This window comes from Streptomyces sp. NPDC012825 (genome assembly GCF_042900925.1).
Lineage (GTDB): Bacteria > Actinomycetota > Actinomycetes > Streptomycetales > Streptomycetaceae > Streptomyces.
This window is the reverse complement of record NZ_JBIBBZ010000025.1, coordinates 26,015-47,982: the sequence shown is the minus strand read 5'-3', so window position 1 is coordinate 47,982 and position 21,968 is coordinate 26,015. Positions and strand designations below refer to the sequence as shown.

At 73.4% G+C, this 21,968-nt stretch carries 16 protein-coding genes; 2 read left to right on the top strand and 14 right to left on the bottom strand.

Translation table 11 applies throughout. From position 1 onward, the window contains the following. Positions 1-35 precede the first annotated feature (35 nt). Genes ACFY7E_RS30500 through ACFY7E_RS30450 form a run of 11 tightly spaced genes read right to left on the bottom strand, consistent with a single transcriptional unit; the run spans position 36 to position 10,572 of the window. Positions 36-365, bottom strand: a complete 330-nt coding sequence (locus ACFY7E_RS30500; protein ID WP_389490497.1) for an acyl carrier protein — start codon at positions 363-365, stop codon at positions 36-38. Continuing rightward, on the bottom strand, positions 362-1,765 hold the full coding sequence (locus ACFY7E_RS30495; RefSeq protein WP_389490494.1) for a DegT/DnrJ/EryC1/StrS family aminotransferase: 1,404 nt from the start codon (positions 1,763-1,765) through the stop codon (positions 362-364). The genes ACFY7E_RS30500 and ACFY7E_RS30495 overlap by 4 nt, the downstream gene beginning before the upstream one ends. Continuing rightward, positions 1,762-2,787: a BtrH N-terminal domain-containing protein gene (locus ACFY7E_RS30490; protein WP_389490492.1), complete on the bottom strand. Its 1,026-nt coding sequence runs from the start codon at positions 2,785-2,787 to the stop codon at positions 1,762-1,764. Before ACFY7E_RS30490 ends, ACFY7E_RS30495 begins: the two co-directional genes overlap by 4 nt. Continuing rightward, positions 2,784-3,407 (bottom strand): hypothetical protein, encoded by a 624-nt coding sequence (locus tag ACFY7E_RS30485; protein WP_389490489.1) that lies wholly within the window; start codon positions 3,405-3,407, stop codon positions 2,784-2,786. Before ACFY7E_RS30485 ends, ACFY7E_RS30490 begins: the two co-directional genes overlap by 4 nt. Further along, complete coding sequence (locus ACFY7E_RS30480) at positions 3,407-4,324, bottom strand: GNAT family N-acetyltransferase (protein ID WP_389490487.1); 918 nt, start codon at positions 4,322-4,324, stop codon at positions 3,407-3,409. The genes ACFY7E_RS30485 and ACFY7E_RS30480 overlap by 1 nt, the downstream gene beginning before the upstream one ends. Next, positions 4,317-5,678: a M20/M25/M40 family metallo-hydrolase gene (locus ACFY7E_RS30475; protein WP_389490485.1), complete on the bottom strand. Its 1,362-nt coding sequence runs from the start codon at positions 5,676-5,678 to the stop codon at positions 4,317-4,319. Before ACFY7E_RS30475 ends, ACFY7E_RS30480 begins: the two co-directional genes overlap by 8 nt. Beyond that, positions 5,675-6,961 (bottom strand): cytochrome P450, encoded by a 1,287-nt coding sequence (locus ACFY7E_RS30470; RefSeq protein WP_389490483.1) that lies wholly within the window; start codon positions 6,959-6,961, stop codon positions 5,675-5,677. The genes ACFY7E_RS30475 and ACFY7E_RS30470 overlap by 4 nt, the downstream gene beginning before the upstream one ends. Beyond that, positions 6,958-8,760, bottom strand: coding sequence for an amino acid adenylation domain-containing protein (locus ACFY7E_RS30465; protein WP_389490481.1), 1,803 nt, complete (start codon positions 8,758-8,760; stop codon positions 6,958-6,960). The genes ACFY7E_RS30470 and ACFY7E_RS30465 overlap by 4 nt, the downstream gene beginning before the upstream one ends. A 57-nt stretch (positions 8,761-8,817) precedes the next feature. Continuing rightward, on the bottom strand, positions 8,818-9,030 hold the full coding sequence (locus ACFY7E_RS30460) for an MbtH family protein (RefSeq protein ID WP_389490478.1): 213 nt from the start codon (positions 9,028-9,030) through the stop codon (positions 8,818-8,820). A gap of 58 nt (positions 9,031-9,088) precedes the next feature. Further along, on the bottom strand, positions 9,089-9,898 hold the full coding sequence (locus tag ACFY7E_RS30455; RefSeq protein WP_389490476.1) for a hypothetical protein: 810 nt from the start codon (positions 9,896-9,898) through the stop codon (positions 9,089-9,091). Between the two features lie 2 nt (positions 9,899-9,900). Beyond that, positions 9,901-10,572 (bottom strand): LuxR C-terminal-related transcriptional regulator, encoded by a 672-nt coding sequence (locus ACFY7E_RS30450; RefSeq protein ID WP_389490473.1) that lies wholly within the window; start codon positions 10,570-10,572, stop codon positions 9,901-9,903. Positions 10,573-10,857: 285 nt separating this feature from the next. Here ACFY7E_RS30450 and ACFY7E_RS30445 point away from each other — a divergent pair, with 285 nt between their 5' ends. Together ACFY7E_RS30445 and ACFY7E_RS30440 are read left to right on the top strand one after the other, a co-directional pair. Next, positions 10,858-11,004: a hypothetical protein gene (locus ACFY7E_RS30445; RefSeq protein WP_389490471.1), complete on the top strand. Its 147-nt coding sequence runs from the start codon at positions 10,858-10,860 to the stop codon at positions 11,002-11,004. 95 nt (positions 11,005-11,099) lie between these two features. After that, positions 11,100-12,308 (top strand): helix-turn-helix domain-containing protein, encoded by a 1,209-nt coding sequence (locus tag ACFY7E_RS30440; protein ID WP_389490469.1) that lies wholly within the window; start codon positions 11,100-11,102, stop codon positions 12,306-12,308. Between the two features lie 121 nt (positions 12,309-12,429). On the opposite strand, the gene ACFY7E_RS30435 is transcribed toward ACFY7E_RS30440, so the two are convergent. The 3 genes from ACFY7E_RS30435 to ACFY7E_RS30425 are packed head-to-tail and all read right to left on the bottom strand — an operon-like array spanning position 12,430 to position 21,421. Next, positions 12,430-12,780, bottom strand: a complete 351-nt coding sequence (locus ACFY7E_RS30435) for a VOC family protein (protein WP_383440251.1) — start codon at positions 12,778-12,780, stop codon at positions 12,430-12,432. A gap of 22 nt (positions 12,781-12,802) precedes the next feature. Next, entirely contained in the window at positions 12,803-14,128 is a 1,326-nt protein-coding gene (locus tag ACFY7E_RS30430; protein ID WP_389490466.1) for an MFS transporter, read from the bottom strand. Further along, a complete protein-coding gene (locus ACFY7E_RS30425) occupies positions 14,129-21,421 on the bottom strand; it encodes an amino acid adenylation domain-containing protein (protein WP_389490464.1) in 7,293 nt (2,430 codons plus the stop codon). Between the last annotated feature and the right edge of the window lie 547 nt (positions 21,422-21,968).

The window sequence follows — 21,968 nt, the reverse complement described above, 5'->3', positions numbered from 1 at the left end:
GCCGGCCCCGGGGCCGTGGCGGGAGGGCGTGGGCGTCAGGCATGGTCTCCGGTCCGTTCGGCCCGTGCGGTCTCCTCCTGCAGCAGCCGCAGGGCCTCCTCCGGGGTGAGGCCGTCGAGCCCCGCGAGAAGGCCTTCCTCCACCAGCTCGGAGAGGCGGCCGACACTGCCCTCGGCGTAGATGACGGCCAGTTCGATCTCCACCCCGAACGCTTCCCGGATGCGGGTCATCAGCTGCACGGCCTGCAGCGAGGTCCCGCCGACCTCGAAGAGGAACTCCTCCGGATCGACCTCGTCCTCGTCGAGTTCGAGGACCTCCCGCCAGATGGCGGTCAGTTCGCGGGTGATGTGGTCCTCGGCGCTCATGACGCGCCTTCCCGGGGGCCGAACGCGCCGTCCCACTCGGACGCGGCGATCTTCTCCGCCTGTTCCCACGGAGGGGTGTGGGGCAGCGACGTGGCGATGCCGAGCAGGTTCTCGCGCAACGCCCACACCTTCTCGAACGCGTCCGCGTACCGGTCGAGCAGCGGCCCGGCGTCCGGGTGCAGGTGGGCCTTCTGCAGGGCGAAGGAGTCGTCGATCAGGCGGTACGCCACCGGGAAGTCCTCTTCCCGGAAGGGGCGTTCGGGCACCCCGGGCAGCGACCACGGCAGTCCGCCGAACCCGCGCCGCTCCCTGAAGATCCGCTGGGCGGGCAGCGGCATCAGCTGGTACGGGGCGGCGGGCACCCCTTCGGCCCGCAGCGCCCGCTGGACGACGGCGCGCAGCGGACCCGCGTACGAGTCGGCGAGGCCGAAGGCCGCCGGATCGACCCGGAAGCGCAGGATGTGCCAGGCGTGGGTGCGGTCGGCGGGCACCCGGGGCCGGAGGAACCCGGGCAGTTCCGCGACCCGGTCGAGCAGCCGGCGGACGTTCTCGTCACGCCGCTTGGCCTCGTCGGGAAAGCATTCGAGCCGGTTGCGGGTGAAGGCGGCCTGCAGGGCGCTCGGCTTGTTGTTCCAGCCCAGCACGTGCGAGACGTAGGACCGCTCGCCGCGCTCGGGGATCAGCTCGCCGAACTGGCGCAGCATGACCGCCCTGGTGGCGAGCCCGTCGTCGTCGGTGGTGACGAGGCCTCCCTCGCCGCACGTGGCCAGGTTCTTGCTGACGTTGAGGCTGAACGTGTTGATCGCGCCGATCGAACCGACCTTGCGACCGCGGTACTCGGCGCCGTGCGCCTGTGCCGCGTCCTCGACGACGGCGATGCCGTGCCGTCGCGCCAGTGCGGTGATCTCGTCCATCTCGGCGGGCAGGCCGTGCAGGTGGACGACGACGACGGCCCTGGTCCGCTCGGTGACGGCCGCCTCGATCGCCGCCGGGCTCATGTTGTAGGTCACCGGGTCGACGTCCACGAACACCGGTACCGCGAGGAGGTGCAGCGGCGCGGCCGCGGTGGCGATGAAACTCAGCGCGGGCACGATGACCTCGTCACCGGGTTCGAGGCCGAGGGCTCCGAGGGCGATCGAGATCGCCGCGGTGCCGTTGGCGACGGCGACGGCGTGCCGGGTGCCGGTGAACCGCGCCCACTCCTCCTCCAGGCCGGGTATCTCCCGCTCGCCCGCCGCGGCCGCGGTGAACCGGCCGGAGTCGAGGGCGCGCTGCACGGCCGCCCGGTCCTGGTCGGTGACCTGCGGCCAGGCGGCGATGCGCAGGTCCTTGGGCACGGCGCGGCCGCCGCCCAGCATGGCGAGCTTGTCCGCGGTACGGCCCTGCTTCGGTCCGGTCACAGGTGTGCCCTCTCGTACTCCAGCCCGCTCAGGGTGTTCTCGTGGTCCCTCATCAGGGCGTCCACCCGTCGGTTCAGGCGGTCGGGGGTGACGTCGCCCTCGGTGGTGAGGGCGGCGAAGATGCGGAGGGCCGACCAGTGGTGGGCGACCCGGTCCACGGCCCGGGCCTGCTCCACCAGGCCCGGCAGGTCCAGCGTGCGGCCGGCGAGGGCCAGCCAGTCGGCGTGCACGGCGGTGCAGGCGAGGGCGGCTCCGGAGGCCACGAAGAGTTCGTCGCGGACGTCCTCCCCCGCGCCCAGCCGCTTGACCGTGTCCCGCAGGAAGGAGTGCTGCCCGGCGAGCCCCCGGTATCCGTCGCCGCCGGACGGCGCCGCGAAGTGTTCCCGGTTGAGGCCGAGCACCCGGTCCACCTCGGCGCGGTCGAGGGCCGGGAAGTCCTCCGGGGCGGCGTCCAGCTCGACGGACAGCCATCTGTTGCCGATCCGCACGCCGGTGAAGAACATGTCGCGCTCGTGCACGAGTTCGTTGCCCGAGTCCCGCGCCGCGGCGAGTTCGGCGAGCGTGATGTCGCCGTGGAAGGCGGGCGGCACCGCGTCCAGGACCCGTACGGTGCCGCGCTCCTCGTCGTAGCCGTGCACGACCACCAGGTGGTTGGAGTGCACGTCCCGGTAGGCCGGGCGGAACGGCAGGTGGTAGTTGTCCACGGCGACCGCGACGGGGACGCCCGCGCGGAGCTGTTCCCGCACCTCCCGCCAGCCGGCCGCCGCGTCGGCCGGCTCGTGCCAGCGCGAGCGCACCGGGTGGTGCGGGGCGAGCGCCCCGAGCAGGGAGTCGTCGCCCGCGTACGGGTAGTAGTACTCCTCGCGGCGCACCCCGTCGGGGAAGTGCCGGAAGGTCCAGGCCGCGCCGAGCACGGGGAGCGCCGCGACGCCCCGGTGCTCCAGGAGCGTGGCCAGGCAGCCGTGCAGGCAGCCGCCGAGGTCGTGGCGCCACGGCCGTACGCCGTCGATGAGCACGCTCATGACGGCACCTCCTGCGCCCGCGGTCCGGGCCGTGCCGGGACGAGGGTCATCGCGAAGACGTGGACGGCGGGGTTGTCCGGCAGCCGGATCGCGGCGAGTGCGCTCTCGCGCGGTACGGGCACGCGGTGCCGCCACAGGGTGGGGCCGAACTTGCGCTCGACGTGGCGCGGGTAGTGCAGGCGCGTGCACGTGTAGGCGGGGACGCCGCCGAAGCGGGAGGCGGTCTCCGGCCAGAAGTCGGAGACCCGCAGCCACTCGGGGTCGACCGAGCCGTCGGCGTAGTGCAGGAGGACCTGGTCCTCCGTGCGGCGTTCGGCGGCGGCGAGCAGCTGGATCCAGTCGTAGCGTCCGGGGGGCAGCTCGATCAACTGGCCGGCACAGCGCACGTTGTCCGGTTCGCCGGGCGGGCCGAGCGGAAAGCGGAAGGGCAGTCCGTCGACCACGGCCGTGCCGGCGGTGGGCAGTTCGTCGGCCGGATAGGTGTTGCCCCACAGGTTGAAGGCACCGCCGGACAGGCCGTCGGCACCGGTGATCCCGGTGTTGTCGGCGTGGGGTGCGAGGTCCACCGGGAGCGGTGGCGCGTCCTGGTGCCCATCGGTGTGGGCCTGGAGTAGTTCCATCACGTGCACCTGACTGCGTCGGTACGGATATCGGGACGGGCGGCGGACGGGACGGGTTCGGGGAGGTCCGGACCCGCCCCGTTCCAGGGGAGCTCCGCGCCGGGGCGGAACCGGCACCATGCGTGCAGCCGGGGTTCCGCCGCGCGGGGCATCAGATGGACGGGAGCGGCGTGGCGCCCGGGCGGGAAGGCGACGGTCGTCCCGCCCGCGCGGCGGCCGGTCGCGGTGAGCAGGTCGCGCAGGCGGCCGTGCGCGCGCGGGCCGTCGCCCCGCCACACGTCGATGCCGGCGAGGCGGGTGCCGGGCGGCACCTCGGCGGTGTCGTCGCCGATGACGGCGAGCAGGGCGTCGCCGGTCAGCAACCAGTGCACGCGCACACCGTCGCCGGCCCCGAGCCAGGATCGCTGCCCGGGCCGCGGGGGCGCACCGGGACGCCGCTCCATGGTGACCTCGGTCAGGGGCTTGTCGCCGCTCGGCCAGTGGCGCACGGGGGCGAACCCGAGGCGCGCGTACAGCGGGGGCAGGCACCGCTCGACCACCGCGTCGAGGCGCAGGACCGGCACGCCCTCGCGCAGCGCGGCGTCCTCGACGGCGTCGAGCAGGGTCCGGGCGACCCCGGTGCCGCGGGCGGCGGGCAGTACCGAGACCCGGCCGATTCCCCAGGCTCCGTCGGGCAGTTCGGTGACCCTCAGGGCGGCGACGGGACGGCCTGGCGCGCTTTCGGCGAGCCACACGGTGGCACCGGACGCCAGATCCGCGCGGACGGCGGCCTCCGTCTCGGTGGCCCCGTCGGGGACCGGCAGGCCGGGCAGGGGGTCCGAGCCGCGGTACGCGGCGCGGGTCAGCGCCGCGATCCGGCCGGCGAGCCCGGCGGCCGTCCGGGGCGGCAGCACGGTGACGTCCGGCCCCTCAGCCATGGCCGGCCAGCAGTTCGTGGAAGCAGTCCGCGCCGAATTCCAGGGCCTCGACGGAGATGCGTTCGTCCGGGCAGTGAAGCCTTCCGCGGTAGGACCTGTCGAGGGCGTGCCGCATCGGGAACCAGCCGAAGCAGCGGATGCCGAGCCGCGGGAAGACCCGGGCGTCCGTGGACGCCGTCGTCACCATGGGGAACGGCACGCCCTGCGGGTCCTTCGCCCTGAGGATCCCGGCGAGCCGGTCGTAGAAGCCGTCGAGCCGCGGTTCGGGCATCTGCTCGCCCTCGACGAGGACCTCCAGGTCCATTTCGCAGCCGGCCCGTTCGCGCAGCCGCGCCAGGAAGTCCTCGCGCCCGAAGTCACCGGGCAGCAGCCGCCCGTCGAGGTCGACGTCGATCCGCGCGGGCAGCACGTTGGTGGCCGTGCCGCCGTGGACGACGGTGGCGTTGACGGTGTGCTGGACGAGCGAGCGCAGGTACCGGGCGTCGCCCTCCTCGAAGACGGCGAGCGCCGCGGCGTCGTCCGGGTCGGCCCGGAAGGCGGCCAGGTGCCGGGCGTAGGGGTCGGGCAGCACGGCGGACAGTTCGGCGAGCATCCGGTCGACGACCGGGGTCATCACCGTGCCGAGGCCTCCTCCGTCGATGGCGGTGAGGAGCCGCAGGAGCTTGTGCGCGGCGCCGCCCGGGCCCGCGGCCCGCGAGCCGTGGCCGGGTTCGCCGCGCACGGTGGCGCGCACCCAGCAGGCGCGCTTCTCCGCGACGACGACGGGGTGCAGCCGCAGTCGCCGGCCGAGGGCGAGTTCGGCGCCGCCGTCCTCGCCGATCGCGTGGCGCACGCCCTCGAACAGTTCGGGGTGGCGCTCCACCAGGAAGCGCGCGCCCGTGCCGCTGCCGGCCTCCTCGTCCGGCACCACCGCGAGGATCACGTCGCCCGCGGGCGGGGTGCCGGTCCCGGCGAGCCGCAGCAGGGCGGCCAGCATCATCGCCAGGTGGCCCTTCATGTCGACCGCGCCGCGGCCCCACAGCTCGCCGTCGACGACGTCGGCGGCGAACGGCGGCCGGGTCCAGTGCTGGCCCGCCACCGGCACCACGTCGACGTGGGCGTGCAGCAGCAGGGGCTCGGCAAGGCCCCGGCCCGGGAGGCGGGCGATCAGGTTGGGCCGCTCCGGGTCGAGGGACAGCAGCCGGGTCTCCAGGCCGGCCGCGTCCAGGAGGTCGCGTATCCACAGCACGCAGGCGCGCTCGGCGCCCGGCGGGTTGACGGTCTCGAACCTGATCAACCGCTGCGCGAGGGCCACGGGACCCGCGGCGGGCCCCGTCGTCTCCGGTGCGGTCGGATGGGTGGCGGAGGATGTCATGCGCTCACGAGTCCCTCGCGCAGCGCGTCCCGCAGCAGTCGCTCGCCGCCCGCGCGGAACCGGGCGGCGAGCGGCAGGTGCTTGATGCCGGCCACGAAGTTCGACTCGAGGTGTTCGACGGGTCCGGCGACCTCGAACTCCTCGACCACCCGCACGATCTCCTCGAAGAGGAGGTTGAGCGCGATCTTCGCCAGTGGCGCGCCGATGCAGTAGTGCGGGCCGAAGCCGAACGCGACGTGCCGGTTGGGCCGGCGGGAGACGTCGAAGCGGTAGGGCTCGGGGAAGACGTCCTCGTCGCGGTTGGCCGAGCCCAGCCAGGTGACGAGCGCGTCGCCCCGCGCGATCCGGGCGCCGCCGAGCTCCAGGTCGCGCACCGCGTACCGCATGAAGTGGTTGGCGGGCGAGGACCAGCGCAGTCCCTCGTCGACCGCTCCCGGCACGAGGGCCGGGTCCGCGAGCAGCCGCCGGTACTCCCCGGGGTGCTCGATCAGGGCGAGCACGGTCGAGGCGATGGCGTGCGGGGTGGTGACGTTGGCGCCCAGGAGCAGGCTGTAGCAGTTGTAGACGATCTCGTCGTGCCGCAGCCGGCGTCCGCCGGCCTCCATGGAGGCGAGGAAGCCGACGAGGTCGTCGCCGCCGGGGTGGCGCCGTACGAACCGGGAGAAGTAGTCGAAGAGCTCGTGGTGCGCGGCGACCAGGGTGGCGTGGCCGCCGCCCTCCTGGAACTCCGAGTCGGTCGGCGCGACGGCCATCGTGGTGAGCTTGGTCAGGCGCGGCCAGTCGCGCTCCGGCAGTCCCATGAGGGTGCCGGTGAACGCCATCGGGAAGTCGGCGGCCGCGGCCGCGATGTCCCACGTCCCGCCGTCGAGCAGGTGGGCGAGCAGCCGGCGGTGCACGATGCGCCGGATCTGTGGTTGGCGGTCCTTGAGCGCGCGGTGCGACATGACCTTCATCAGCGGCTCGCGCATCGCGGAGTGCACCGGCGGGTCGCTGGCGGCCATCATCTTGCCGCCGGCCGGATCCTGGGAGCCGAGGATGGACAGCAGGGTGCCCTTGCTCGAGGTGAAACGCGTGTGGTCGCGCAGCACGTCGTTCACGTCGTGGTACTTGGTGACGTTCCAGAAGGAGCGGCCGTCCGGCAGCGTCTGCCGGTGCACCGGTGCCTGGGCGCGCAGGGCGCGCCAGACGGCGTGCGGGTCGCCGGTGGAGTACAGGGTGGGGTCGAACAGGTCGACGGAGTCCGGGTCGATCGTCGGCTCGCCCGTGGGAACGGTGATCCTCACTTCACCGACTCCTCTATGAGGGCCGCGAGTTCGGCCACCGAGGGGTTCTCGTAGAAGGCCCGGGCGGTGACCTCCACGTTCCAGCGGGCGGAGATGCGCGCGGTGATCTGGGTGGCCATGAGGGAGTGGCCGCCCAACTCGAAGAAGTCGTCGTCGGCGCCGATCTCGTCGATCTCCATCAGGTCGCCCCAGAGCTCTGCGAGCTCCCGCTCCACCCCGTCCCGCGGAGCGCGGTACTCGCTGCCCAGGTCGGGCCGGTCGCGGAAGATCTCGCCGAGGAGCGCGGCCCGGTCCACCTTGCCGTTGGCGGTCAGCGGGAGCCCGGTCAGCCGTACGAACGCGGCCGGGACCAGGTACGGGGGCAGGGTCTCCGACAGGCCCGCGCGCAGCTCGGGGACGGACAGGCCGTGGTCGGCGACGTAGAAGGCGACCAGGCGCTTGCCGCCGTGGACCCGGTCCTGGGCGACGACGGCCGCGTCGGAGATGTCGTCCCGGGCGAGCAGGGCGGCTTCGATCTCACCGGGCTCGACCCGGTAGCCGCGGATCTTCACCTGGTTGTCGACCCGGCCGACGAACTCCACGACGCCGTCGGCACGCCTCCTGGCCAGGTCGCCGGTGCGGTAGAGCGTGCGGCCCGGCAGGGGGCCGAAGGTGTCGGGGACGAAGCGCTCCCGGGTCTGCTCGGGCCGGCCGAGGTAGCCGAGGGCCACGCCGTCGCCGCCCGCGTACAGCTCGCCGGTCTCGCCGTCGGGGACCGGACGCATCCCGTCGTCCAGGAGGTACACCTGGGTTCCGGTGACGGGGGTGCCGATGGGCACGGTCTCCGAGTCGATCTTCTCGGTGATCACGTGGCAGCAGGTGAACGTGGTGTTCTCGGTGGGGCCGTAGCCGTTGATCACCCGGATGCCGGGGTGGGCGGCGAGGGTCTTGTTGACGTGGGCGACGGACAGCACGTCACCGCCGGCCACGAGCTGGCGGACGCCGGCGAGCCGCTCCAGGGGGCCGTCGGCCATCTGGTGGAAGAGCCCGGCGGTCAGCCACAGGACGGTGACGCCTTCGCGTTCGACCTCCTCGGCGAGCTGGTCGAGCGTCGGCGCGAAGGGCGGGAAGACCGCGAGCCGGGCGCCGTTGAGCAGCGGTGCCCAGATCTCCAGGGTGGACGCGTCGAAGGCGACCGGCGCGAACTGCAGGAAGACGTCGTCGGCGCCGATCGTGAGGAAGTTCGGCTCGGTGACCAGGCGCAGGACGGCGCGGTGCGGGACCACCACGCCCTTGGGGACGCCGGTCGACCCCGAGGTGTAGGCGATGTAGGCGGGGTCGTCCGCGCCCGGTGACGGCGCGGGAGCGGTGTCGGGCCACCGGTCGTTCCCGGAGGACTCCTCGTCCAGGACCAGGGAGCGGCCGGCCAGGCCGTCGACGTCCGCCAGGAGGTGGCTCTCGGTGAGCAGGACCGTGATGCCGGCGTCCTCGACGATGGTCCGGTGCCGTTCCCGCGGCTGCTTCGGGTCGAGGGCGACGTAGGCGCCGCCCGCCTTCAGCACGGCGAGCAGCGCGACGATCAGCCGGGGGGAGCGCTCGGCGCAGACGCCGACACGGGCGCCCGGCGACACTCCGGCCTCGCTCAGCGCGTGTGCCAGGCGATTCGCGTCGGCGTCGAGTTCGGCGTAGCTCAGCCGCGTGTCACCGCCGCTGACGGCCGTGGCGTCGGGGGTCAGCGCGACCCGGCGCTCGAAGAGTCCGGGAATGGAGTCAGCGCTCCCGGTGCGCGACGGTTCACGTATTTCAGCAAAGGTGGTCACTGGGTAGTCCTTCTGCCGAGCAGTACAGGAGGTCGGAGGGCGCCTGGCCGGTCGGGGTCAGACGCGGGCGGAGTCCCGGCGGCGCAGGCTGAGGGGACGCATGTCCTGCCAGTTCTCCGCGACGTACGCGAGGCAGTCGTCCTTCGTTCCCTGCTTGCCGGCCTCCCGCCAGCCCGCGGGCAGTGCCTTGCCGGCGGGCCAGACGGAGTACTGTTCCTCGTCGTTCACGACGACGGTGTATCGGACGGGATGGGATTCCTCGGCGGTCATCTCGATTCCCTCTCTGTCGCGGGCACCGGTTGTCCGGGGCCCGCAGCCTCCGTGAAAGCTATTCGGCTCGACGCCCGCCGTGCGTCCACTCGGCGGTGGATTCGGCGGAAGCCCGGTTGTGGACGTGCGGCACGACGGGGGTAGCCGTGCCGTTGACGGCGGCCCACACCGCCGAGGCCTCGGCGATCAGGTTCCCGTCCGTGTCGTGGAGGGCCGTGACGTTCACCGCGGTGCGACCGCTGCGGCGCAGCCTCCGTCCCACGACGACGTGGGGGCGGCCTGGGGCCGGCCGGCCGTAGATCCGCGCGGCCATCCGGCTGAGCACCATCGGTTCCTCGGCCGGGTCGTCGGTCCAGCCTCCGGGACAGTCGAGGACGGCCCACACGACGGGCGCCCCGACGTCTCCCCGGTGGTCGGCGTCCGAGCGGTCCGGCGTCCAGACGCAGGCCACGGTGGACGGTCTGCCCGCGACGGCTCCGGGTGCCAGCAGCAGGCCGTCCCCCACCGCGCGGTCGGTGCCGCAGACGAAACAGGTGGGGAAGGGGTGGCCGGTGGTGCCCAGGAAGCGCGTGGACGCCTCGCGGGCCGCGGCGAGGCCGACCGGGGCAGGGGCGTCGAACTCGCCGGCACCTCCGGCGACGGTGGCGATCAGCCGCTCGCCGTGGCGGACCTGGGATCTGCGGGTGCCGGGGTGAAAGGTGAGTTCGGTCCCGAGCGGGGGCGGGGCGAGGAGCGTCACGGCCACGTCGGGTCCGTGTCGCGAGGCCGCGAGGCCGGCGAAGTACCCGCAGGCGTAACCGCCGTTGGCGGTCTCCGGCGGGCCGTTGAAGCGGGTGGGGAGGACGAAGCGGGTGGGAGGGGCGGTCATGGTCAGGCCGCTTCGCGCATGATGCCGGCCTGATAGGCGAAGGCCACGAGTTGCGCCCGGTCCTTGAGGGCGAGTTTGTGCCGGACGCGGTGCAGGTGGGTGCGTACGGTGCTGACGCCGATGTAGAGCTCCGCCGCGGCGTCCTCGATCGACATGCCCTGGCCGATGAGCCTGAGCACCTCGCGCTCCCTGCGGGTCAGCGCGTCCGCCTCCGGCCGGTCGCCGGCGGGAGGGATGGTGTCGCGGTCGCGGAACCAGCCGACGAGACGGTCGACGATGTCGGGGCTGAGGACGGTGCGCCCGCGAGCCGCCAGCCGGGTCGCCGCGATCACGTCGTCGCTGGTGGAATCCCGGCTGATCAGTCCCTTCACCCCCGCGGTCAGCAGGTCGGCCACCATGGAGTCGGTGTAGTCGAACTGGAAGACCACGACGCGCGGGAGCCGTCCGTCGGGGTGCTCCTCCGCGCTGAGCCTGCGGATCAGCTCCAGATCGGGAGCGGGTTCGTCGAGACCGATCAGCACGATGTCGGGACGGTGGGTGCGCGCCAGCATCGCGGTCTGCATGGAGCTGTCGGTGGTCGCCACCACGTCGATGTCGGGACACGCGTCGAGCACGGTGCGCAGGCCGTCCCTGACCAGCGGAAGTCGATCACAGATCAGAACTTTGATGGACATGGAGTTTCACTCCTCAGCAACCGGGAACGCGATGCCTTCACTCCCCGTTTCGAGACGTTCGGTCATCGGCGGACGACTGAAAGCTACGGAATGCTGTCAAGTTCTGTCAAGCATTGCCAAAAGCGAAGTAGCGCACTACCGTCACTTCCGCGACAAAAGAGCTCCGAAGCCTCGTCGTCACCGGCGTCCACCGCCCCACCGGGAGCGGCGCCGACCACCGCGATCGAAATCCCGGAAGAGAGCGAAATGACAAGGATCGGGCGAATCGCCCTGACGTCTTTCACGTTGACCGCGACCGCACTGCTCTTCACCCCGTCGACGGGCGGCCCGAACGGGCAGCACGCGGACACGAGGGCAGCGACCGTCATCACGGACGACATCGAGTGGCCCGCCCCCGATCCGATCGGCCTGCCGGACATCGAGTGGCCCTGAGAACGGGACGGATAAAGATCGATTTGACGAAGGGAGTCAAGGATTGACAGAATGCACCGAAAAAGGGGGGGAAACCTACCCATGAATGGAAGAAGATGCTCGAGCAGCCTGCATTCGGGCGACGCCTGCGCCAGCTGAGGCAGCAACGTGGTCTGACCCAGACCGCCCTTGCAGGACCCGACGTGTCCGCCGCCTACATCTCCCGGCTCGAGTCGGGATCGCGCCCGCCCACGGAACGCGTCCTCCGGGAACTCGCGGTGAAGCTGGACGTCTCCCTGTCCGCGTTCGAAGAGATCGAGATGTCCAGTCTGCTGGACGTGGTCACCACCACCCTCGTTCTCTCGGACGCCGACATGAGCCTGTCCCTCCAGGACCAGATCGAGAAGGCCCTGTCACGCAGTGACAATCCCGAAAGCGCCCTGCGCTGGCAGGCGTACGCGCAACTGGCCCGGCTCAAGGGCAAGGCCGGCGACCGCGAGGGAGAGCGTCTCAGTCTCCGGCAGCTCGTGGAGGTGAGCCGGGAACTCGGCTACCCCGTCCTGCGGGTCCACGCCTGCTTCCGCCTCGCCCGCTGCGAACGCTCGCTCGGAGACGTGAACGCCGCGCGCGCCACCGCGCGCGAGGGGCTTCGGATCGCGGCCGACGCCGGCCTGAGGACACCCGACGCCGTCCGGCTGAGGCTGCTGCTGGCGTCGGTGGTCACCGAACTCGGCGACCTCGCCGAGGCACTCCGCATCAGCGACGACGTCTGCGATCAGCTCCGGGACGAGCGCGGCCCGCTGGCCGCCGAGGCCCTGTGGACCGCGGCGACCGTGTCGACGCGACACGGCAACCACGCACGGGCCTCGGAGCTGCTCGACCGGGCCATGGCGGTGCTGGACAGCCGGGACAACCTCACGCTGTGGATGCGCCTCCGGCTGGCCGCGTCCGCACTGGCCCTGCAGGCGAGCCCCCCTCGCGCGGACGACGCCGAAGCGCACCTCGACACCGTGAAGCCGGCACTCGACCTGGTCGGCCACCCCCAGCACCTGCAGGAGTACGTCTTCCTGCGGGCCCAGCTGGCGTTCGTGCGCGGCGACCACGCCACCGCGGAGGCCCTCTGCGCCGAGGCCGCCGGCTCCGGCGACCTCCTCAACTTCCGCGACCGGGTCCGGCTGCGCATGCTGCAGGGGCAGATCCGGGTCCTCCGCGGCGACCCCGACGCCCTCGGCGACCTCGGGGCGCTGGCGGAGGAGGCCCGGTCCACCGGCATGCTCGACCTGGCGGCCGAGGTGTGGCGCGCGGCCGCGGAGACACGGGCGTAACCCCCACGGAGACACGGGCCCGACGCCCTTCGGGGCCCGCGCCGGGCGCGCGGACACCGAACCGGCCGGGGCGGGCCCTCCCTCAGGGGAGGACCCGCCCCGGCCGTGCGGCACGCCGGTGTCAGTCACGGTCTCCCGTGACGCAGAACTCGTTGCCCTCCGGATCCGCCAGAACGGTGTAGCCGTCGTGCGGGGTGAGCACCCGGGCGCCCAGTCCGACGAGCCTGGCGATCTCGGCTCCGGCCGTGCTGCCCTCGGCGGGGCCGATGTCGAGGTGGACGCGGTTCTTGCCCGCCTTCTCCTCCGGCACCCCCATGAAGTAGAGGTTCACGCCCGGGCCGGGATTGCGCACCATCGCCTCCCCGGCGTTCGACCACTCGGCGACCTCCCAGCCGGTGGCGTCCGCCCAGAAGGACGCCAGTTTCGCGGCGTCGGCGGAGTCGATGACCACGTTCTGGAGTTGCACGGTCATGAGGCGGTGGTTCCTTTCGGAGTCAGGCGGTGGCGTCGTCGCCGGTGGAAACGCGTGAGGGGACCCCGCCGGTGCCGGGCTCCGGCGGGGCGACCTCGGACAGGTCCCTCAGCTTCGGGATGGGTGAGCCGAGGAAGAAGCTCAACGCGGCCAACGTACCGAGTCCGCCCACGACCAGGGTGGCCCGCAGACCGATCAGTTCGCCGAGTCCGCCGCCGAGGAGGGAGCCGAGCGCGGCGGCGCCGGTGACCAGGAAGCGGTAGCCGGCGTTGGCCCGGCCCAGCACGTCGGAGGGGACCGCGGTCTGCCGCAGGCTGATCACCTGGATGTTGCAGATGACCACTCCGGCGCCGTTGAGCAGCAGGGCGAAGGCCACGATCGGGATCGCGACGTGCTTGTCGCCGCTCGCGGCCGGGATGATCAGCGGAGAGGCGCAGCCGATCAGCATGGCGATCATGATCGTCCGTCCCAGGCCCCAGTGGCGCCCGCACCATCCGGCGGCCAGGCTGCCGAGGAACGCCCCGACCCCGCTCATCGCGAGCACGATGCCGATGGTGAGGGCGGAGAAGTGCAGCCGGTGGGTCAGGTAGAGGACGAGGGCGGTCCACAGCGCCTGGTTGAAGAGGTTGTAGACGGAGGCCTCGCCGGCGATGGCCCGCAGGTAGGGGTTGTGCCCGATCAGGCGCAGCCCCGTGCCGATCCTGGAGAGCATCGAGCCCTGCTCCCCCGTGGCGGCGGGTACCTCTTCGGGCTTGCGGATCCGCATCGCCGCGAAGCCCGCGACCAGATAGGTCAGGGCGTTGACGAGGACGGTGACGGGCGCGGTGATCAGTCCCACGAGCAGACCGGCGATGCCGGGGCCGGACGCCTGGGCGACCGAGCGGCTCCCCTCCAGCTTGCCGTTGGCCTCGACCAGGTGCTCCCGGCCCACCAGCGACGGCAGGTACGACTGGTAGGCCAGGTCGAAGACCACGGTCAGGGTCGCCGCCAGGAAGACGATCGCGGCGAGTCCCCAGATGCCGAGCAGCCCCAGCGCGGTGCCCAGCGGCACCAGGCCGTACACGGCGGCCCGGCCCAGGTTGGCGCCGATCATCAGGGGGCGCCGGCGCCGCTGGTCCACCCACACTCCGGCCGGCAGCGTGAACAGCAGGTACGGCAGGAACTGCGCGGCGTTGACCACGCCCATCTCGAAGGGGGTCGCGTCCAGGGTGGCCACCGCGAGGAGCGGGATCGCCACGAGTGAGATCTGCGCGCCGAACATCGACAGGCTCTCCCCGGACCAGAGCCGCATGAAGTCGCGGTCCCGCCACAGACCGCCCTGCCGCGACCGCTCCTCGGGTGCGCTCATCTACCTTCCACCTCGCTGTGTGTCGTCGAGAATCCGCTGCAGGACGCGTGCCGTACCGCTCAGGTGCGGAGGCTGCAGCATGGTGTGGTGCGTGCCCGGCACCACGTGGTGGTCCAGTTCCCCGCCGACCAGGTCGTGCCACCCGGCCAGGTCGTCGCCGGGCTCGTCCGCCGCGCTCAGCAGCGCGACGCGGCCGCCGTAGCGGCCCGGCCGGTGCGCGTGGAAGGCCAGGGAGTTCGCGAAGAAGGCGCCGACGCGGGTGCGCAGTTCCTCCCGCACACCGGCCGGGACGAGCCCCGCGGCCTCCAGCGCCCGCAGGACCTCGTCGACGCGCTCGGCGTCCGGCAGCGAGCGCAGTCGGCCGGGATCGAGCGCCGGCGGCTCGGCGGCCCGCAGTCCGGCCAGGTCCCGCACGAACGCGACGAGCAGGTCGGTCGTGTCGGGCAGCGGCCCCGTGCCGTCGGGCAGTCCGGTGTCGAGGAGGACGACGACGGCCGCCCGTTCCCCGTCCTGCTCCAGCTGCCGGGCCATCTCCAGGGCCACCGCGCCGCCGTACGACCAGCCGGCCAGGTGGTACGGGCCGGTCCGGCGCACCGCGCGCACCTCGGCCAGGTACGCCGCGGCCGTCTCCGCCACGCTGCGGGCGCCGGCGGCACCGCCGAGCGCGGGATCCTCCAGGGCGTACACCGGCAGGTCGGGGTCGAGCTCCCGGGCCAGCGGCCAGTACGGCGCCGCGGAACCGCCGACCGCGTGGACGAGGAACAGCGGGTCCCTGGTGCCGCGGTCGCGTATCGCCACCAGGGGTGAGGACCCGGCGGACGCGTCCGCGTCCGCCACCGGGCCGGACTCCGCCACCGGGTCCCGCTCCGTCTCGATCATCCGGGCCATGTCCCGTACCGTACGGGTTCCGTACAGGATCCGCGGCTCGACCGCGACACCGAACTCCGTCCGGATCGCCGCGCGCAGCCTGATCAGGTCCAGCGAGCTGCCGCCCCGTTCGAAGAAGCCGTCCTCCGCGCCGACCGACCCCGTGCCGAGCACGTCCTCCCAGAGCGCGGCGAGACGGCGTTCGACCGGTGTCTCCGGAGGGGCCGAGGGACGGGCGGCCGTGGCCGGCTCCGGCAGGGCACGCCGGTCGATCTTGCCGTTGGGGGTCAGCGGCAGGGCGTCGAGCGGCACGATCACGGCGGGCAGCATGTACTCGGGCAGGCGCTCCGCGAGCGCCGCCCGCAGCCGGGCGGGCAGGTCGTCGCCCGCTGTGCGCGCGGGGACGACGTAGCCGATCGGGCGGCGGGCGTCACCGGTGCCGTGGAGGACCGTGAAGGCGTCGGCGACCTCAGGATGCGCGGTCATGGCCTCGGTGATCTCGCCGAGTTCCACCCGGAACCCGCGGATCTTGACCTGGTGGTCGATCCGGCCGAGGTAGTCGAGCGTGCCGTCGGGCAGGCGGCGGGCCAGGTCCCCCGAGCGGTACAGCCGTCCCGGCCGCCCGGAGAAGGGGTCCGGCACGAAGCGTTCCGCGGTCAGCGCGGGCCGGCCCAGGTAGCCGTCGGCCACGCCCGGGCCGCCGATCCACATCTCGCCCGGTACGCCCACGGGCGCGAGGTGGCCCTCGGCGTCGACGATCCAGACCGAGAGGTCGGGGATCGGCACCCCGATGGGGCTGCGTCCGCCGGTGAGCAGCTCGCGACCGAGCACCTCGTGGGTGACGTGCACCGTCGTCTCGGTGATGCCGTACATGTTGACCAGGCGGGGAGCGTCCTCGCCGTGCCGGTCGAACCAGCGCAGCACCGAGTCGGCGTCCAGGGCGTCGCCGCCGAAGACGATGGTGCGCAGGGCCAGTTCCGCCCCGCGCTCCTCGTCGACGGCGACGAGCTGGCGGAACGCCGCGGGCGTCTGGTTGAGGACGGTGACCCGCTCGCGCTCCAGGAGGGCGTGGAAGGCCTCCGGGGAACGGCTGGCCTCGTACGGGACGACGACCAGCCGGCCGCCGCGGCCCAGGGCCCCCCACAGCTCCCACACCGAGAAGTCGAACGCGACGGAGTGGAACAGCGTCCACACGTCGTGTTCGTCGAAGGAGAACCACTCCTCGGTGGCGTCGAGCAGGCGCACGACGTTGCCGTGGGGCACCATGACGGCCTTGGGGCGCCCCGTCGAACCGGACGTGTAGATGAGGTACGCGAGGTCCCCCGGCCCGGTCTCCACGGGGTCGGCGGGCGTTTCCGGGGCCGGGCCGGCCGGGTCGGCCCCGGTGAGCGGCACGGTCTGCCAGGGGCCGGGCGGAAGCTCGGTGCCGGGACCGGTCAGCACCACCCGGGCGGCGGCGTCGGAGAGCATGAAGGCGAGCCGGTCCGCCGGGAGGGCGGGGTCGAGGGGCAGGTACGCGGCGCCCGCGCGCAGGATGCCCAGCAGGCCGGCGACCAGCGCGGCCGAGCGGCCGGCGCACAGCCCCACCAGATCACCGCGGTCCACACCGCGCCGGCGCAGTCGCGCCGCGACCTCCCCGGCACGCCGGTCGAGTTCGCCGTACGTGACGTGCTCGTCGCCGTCCACGACGGCGACCGCGCCGGGGCGGCGCCGGGCCCGCTCGGCGAAGAGCGCGTACAGCGAGCCGGTCACGGGAGCGGTGGTCCGGGCGGCACTGCGGCGGACCAGCTCGCGGCGCTCGTCGGCGGTGACGACCTCCAGGGTCGAGATCCGGTCGTCGGGCCGGTCCGCTCCCTGGTCGAGGACGGTGGCCAGGTGACCGGCGAGCCGGGCGATCCGTTCGCGGTCGAAGAGCTCCGACGCGTACTCGAACTGGAGGTCGATGCCGCCCTCCGGCAGTTCGGTCGCGGCGATCGCGAGGTCGAACCGGGCCCGCGATCCGCCGAGGGCCACGTCCTCGACCGTCACGTCCCCCAGCGACGGCGTCGCTCCGGTCGGGCCGCCGCTCTGCAGGGTGAGGCTGATCTGGAACAGCGGGTTGCGCCCGGGCACCCGGTCGGGGTTGAGGTCCTCGACCACCATGGAGAAGGGCACGTCCTGGTGGCCGAGGGCACCGAGCACGCTCTGCCGGCACCGGCCGACGAGCTCGCGGAACGTGGGCCTCCCCCCGGTACTGGCCCGCAGGACACAGGTGTTGGCGAAGAAGCCGACCAGCGGTTCGAGTTCGGACCGCGTCCGTCCGGAGAAGACCGAGCCGACGGCGATGTCGTCCTGGCCGGTGGCGCGGGAGAGGACCACGAGGAGAGCCGCCTGGAGCACGGCGAGGACCGAGGTGTTCTCCTCGCGCGCCAGGGACCGCAGCCGGGCCGCGAGGGGTTCGGGCAGGACGTGGTCGAGGTGGGCGCCCTCCTGCGTGGGCGTCGTGGGCCTGGGCCGGTCGGTGGGGAAGTCGAGGGCCGGCAGCCCGGCCAGGGCCGTGCGCCAGTGGTCGAGCTGTTCCTCGAGCACCCGCCCGGTCAGCCGGGCCCGCTGCCACGCGGCGTGGTCGGCGACCTGGACCGGCAGGGCGGGCAGAGCGGCCGGCCGGCCCTCGCGCGCGGCCGCGTACAGCTCGGCCAGATCACGCCGCAGGACGCCGGTGGACCAGCCGTCGGTGACGATGTGGTGCATCGCCAGGACCAGGACGTGGTCGTCGGCGGCCACTTCCAGCAGCCGTGCCCGCAGGGCGGGCCCGGCGGCGAGGTCGAACGGTGCCGCCGCCTCCCGCTCGGCGCGCCGTATCGCGTCGGCGAGGCCGGCCACCGGCTCCGCGGCACCGGGGAGGACGTCCCCGGCCGGGTCGATCACCTGACGGGGCGCGCTGTCCTCGTCGGCGACGAGCCGGGTGCGCAGCACCTCGTGCCGTTCCGTCAGGCCGCGCAGGGCCCGGCGCAGCGCGGCGACGTCCAGGGGGCCGCGCAGGCGCAGGACGAGCGGGAGGTGGTAGACGGGCGAGTCCGGGTCGAGCTGGTGCAGGAACCACAGTCCTTCCTGCTGCCGGGAGAGCGGCAGGGCGCCGTCCCGGGAGACCCGCGTCATCGGCAGCTCGGCGGTGCCGGAGGCCGCGTCCACGAGGGCGGCCATGCGACGCAGGACCGGCGTTCCGAACAGCTCCCGCACTCCCGTCTCGGCGCCGAGCCGTTCGCGGATCCGGGAGGCGAGGCGGGTGGCCTGCAGGGACGTGCCGCCGAGGTCGAAGAAGCTGTCGTGGGCCCCGATCCGGTCCTGTGGAAGATCGAGCAGCTCCTGCCAGATCGCGGCGAGGGCCGTCTCGGTCCCCGGTGCGGGCGGCAGCCGGTCGGCGCCCGTGGGCGCGGTGGGGACGGGGAGCCGGCGGCTGTCGAGCTTGCCCGACGGGGTCAGCGGCAGGCTGTCCAGGACGACCACCGCGGTCGGCACCATGTGCAGGGGAAGGCGGTCCATCAGAAGGGCGCGGATCTCCTCCCCGTCCGGCTCCGCCGCTCCGGCGGGCACCACGTAGCCCGTCAGGCGGGCCTGCGGTGTGTCCCGCTCGTGGACGACGGTCACGCCCCGGGCGACGCCCGGACACTCCTCGAGGGCGCGGTCGACCTCTCCGAGTTCGATGCGCAGGCCGCGGATCTTGACCTGCCGGTCGGCCCGTCCGCGGAACGACAGCAGGCCGTCCTCGGTCCAGCAGACCAGGTCGCCCGTGCGGTACATGCGCGTGCCCGGCTCTCCGAACGGGTCCGGCAGGAACAGCTCCGCCGTCAGGTCCGGCCGGTTCAGGTAGCCGCGGGCCAGCCCGGTTCCCGCCAGGTACAGCTCGCCCTGCACTCCCGGCGGTACCGGCCGCAGGTGCCGGTCGAGGACGTACGCCCGGTGGTTGGCCATGGCCCGGCCGATCGGTGGCGCCGACGTCAGGGGCTCGGGCGGGCACGCGTAGTCCACGCAGGCGACCGTCGCCTCGGTCGGACCGTAGCCGTTGTGGAACTCCCGGTCCGGACTCCGCCACCGGTTCACCAGCTCCGCCGGGAACGCCTCCAGCCCGACGAACAGCGCCCGCAGGTCCGTCAGCGGTCCGGGGTCGAGCAGCCGCAGGACCGCCGGGGGGAGGTCCGCCACCGTCACGCGCTCCGTCCGCAGCAGTTCCGCCAGCGCGTCCGGGTCCAGCAGCGTCTCCCGCGGTGCCGTCACCACCGCTGCACCCGACACCAGCGCGGCGAAGACGTCGAAGACGCTCACGTCGAACGCGGGGTTGGCGAACTGCAGCAGCCGGTCGCCCGGCCCGAGCGCGAAGAGGTCCCGCGCGTTCAGGACGAATCCGGCCGCGGCCGCGTGGCTGATCATCACGCCCTTCGGACGCCCCGTCGAACCCGATGTGTAGATCACGTACGCGAGGTCCTCCGGCGTGACCGGCACCGCCGGCGCCGTCGCGGGCAGGTCCGCCCGTGCCCTCCGTACCACCGGGTCGTCCAGGCAGAGGGCCGTCAGGCCGTCCGGGACGCGGTCCGCCAGATCGCGCGTCGTCACCACGAGCCGCACCCCGGCGTCCCGGAGCTGGGCGGCGACGCGGTCGGCCGGGTTCTGCGGGTCGAGCGGCAGCCAGGCCGCGCCCGAGACCAGCACGCCGAGCTGGGCGACGGGCAGGTCCGTGCCGCGGTCGAGAAGCAGGGCCACGATCGTTCCCGGCCCGCTGTCGTGCTCCTCCCGCAGGAGGCGGCCCAGCCGGTTCGCCGCTGCGTCGAGCTCGCCGTACGTGAGCTCCCGGCCCGCGTCGCGGACCGCCGTCGCGTCCGGTGCGCGCCGGGCCTGCCGGGCCACCAGCTCGTGCAGGAGCAGTCCGTCCTCGGCGCGGTGCACCGGGGCCGGGTTCCACTCCTCCAGGATCCGCCGCCGCTCGTCGTCGGACAGCGGGTCGAACTCCGCGACGAGCCGGTCGGGTTGCTCCACGGCCTGGTCGAGCACCCGGTGGAAGTGCTGGGCGAGGCGGTCGACGCGGCTCCGGTCGAACAGGTCGGTGGAGTACTCCAGGGAGACCCGCAGGGTGTCGTCGGGCGACTCCACGACCGTCACACCGAGGTCGAAACGGGAGTGGACCGCGGCCTGCGGCAGGGGTTCGATCACGATGCCCGGCAGCTCGAACCCCGGGCCGCCCGTTCCGGTGGCCTGCAGGGTGAGGCTGATCTGGAAGAGCGGGTTGCGCCCCTGGGCACGCTCGGGCCGCAGGGCGTCCACCACGGTGCCGAAGGGCACGTCCTGGTGCGCCAGCGCGCCCAGCACCGTGTCGGAGCAGCGGCTCAGCAGCTCCCGGAAGGTCGGGTCGCCGGCCGTGCTGGTGCGCAGGACCAGGGTGTTGGCGAAGAAGCCGACGAGCTGTTCGGTGGCGGCCTTCGTACGGCCGGAGAAGACGGAACCGATCGCGATGTCGTCCTGACCGGTGTAGCGCGACAGCGCGGTCAGGAGTCCCGCGTGCAGCACGGCCAACAGGGACGTCCGTTCCCGTCCGGCCAGCGCGCGCAGCCGCTCCGCCAGGCCGACGGGCAGCGTGCGTTCCACCACGGCACCGGCGAACGTGGGCGTCTGGGGCCGGGGCCGGTCGGTGGGGAAGTCGAACGTGGGCACGCCGTCCAGCCTGTCGCGCCAGTAGGCGAGCTGGTTCCGCTCGCGCTCCCCCTCCAGTCGGCGCCGCTGCCATGCCGCGTAGTCGGCGGGCTGCACGGGCGGCGCGGGCAGGTCCGCACCGGCGTACAGCGCCGCCAGGTCCTTCGTGATGATGCCGGCCGACCAGCCGTCGGACACGATGTGGTGCAGGCAGAGCAGCAGGACGTGTTCGTCGGGTGCCAGCCGCAGCAGGCGTGTGCGGAACGGTGGTTCGCGCTCGATGTCGAAGGGCTCCAGCGCGTCCCGCTCGGCCAGTTCCTCCACGCGCGCCTCGCGCGCGTCCGCGTCCAGGCCGCTCAGGTCCTCCACCTCGAGCGGCCGCGCCCCGGGAGCCTCGTCGACGATCACGCGGGGGGCGCCGTCCTGCGCGACGAACCGGGTGCGCAGGCTCTCGTGGCGCACGACGAGCCGCCGCAGGGCCTCCTCCAGGGCGGTCGTGTCCAGCGCCCCGCGCAGTCTCAGCGCGAAGTACACGTTGTAGACGGTGGAGGAGGGATCCATCTGGTGCAGGAACCACAGCCCCTCCTGCTGGCGGGAGGGCATGAGTTCGGCGTCCCGCGGAACAGGCACGATCTGTTCGTCGTCGGCCGGCAGCGCCTGCCGCCGCCTGAGCCGCCGGTCCAGCAACGCCCGCCGCTTCTGCTCGATCGTCGCGTCGGACATGGCCGTGGCTCCCCTGGTCGACTGCGGGATCTGTTCACTCATCGCCCGGACCCTAGCCCCGCCTCCCCCGGCAGGGCGTCCACCCAGGTGTGGAGCCGGACCGCAGCCCGTGTGGACGCCGTGGTGACCCCGGCCCGCCGGCGGAAGGGGCGACCGGTGCCACCGACACGCACACGACGGAAACCGCCCTTCTCCACCGGCACGGCACCCGCCCACCGGAACGGACACCGTTCACCGGGCTTCCGGTCCCCTCCGGACGTGCGACGGGCCGAAGGCCGGGCGCGTGCCGGGGCGACAGGCACCGTCTTCCCGGAGAGCGGTCGGCGACGCCTCCCCGTCGAACGCGAAGGAGCGGAACGGGGCCGACGAGCCGCGCCCGCCGTGCTCCGTACCCTTCGCCGCAGTACGCCTGTTCACCGGCCCCCACCACGGCCCGGCCCTCCACGTCAACCGGCTGACGTCCCACCAGGACGAGCGTCGTCCCGGCGTCGGGACACCACCCGCAACACCCGCACGGCACATGCCGCGCACCCGCAGAACCCCGGCTCAGGAGTCCTTCTTCACCGGCTCCAGAATCGCCACGCACTCC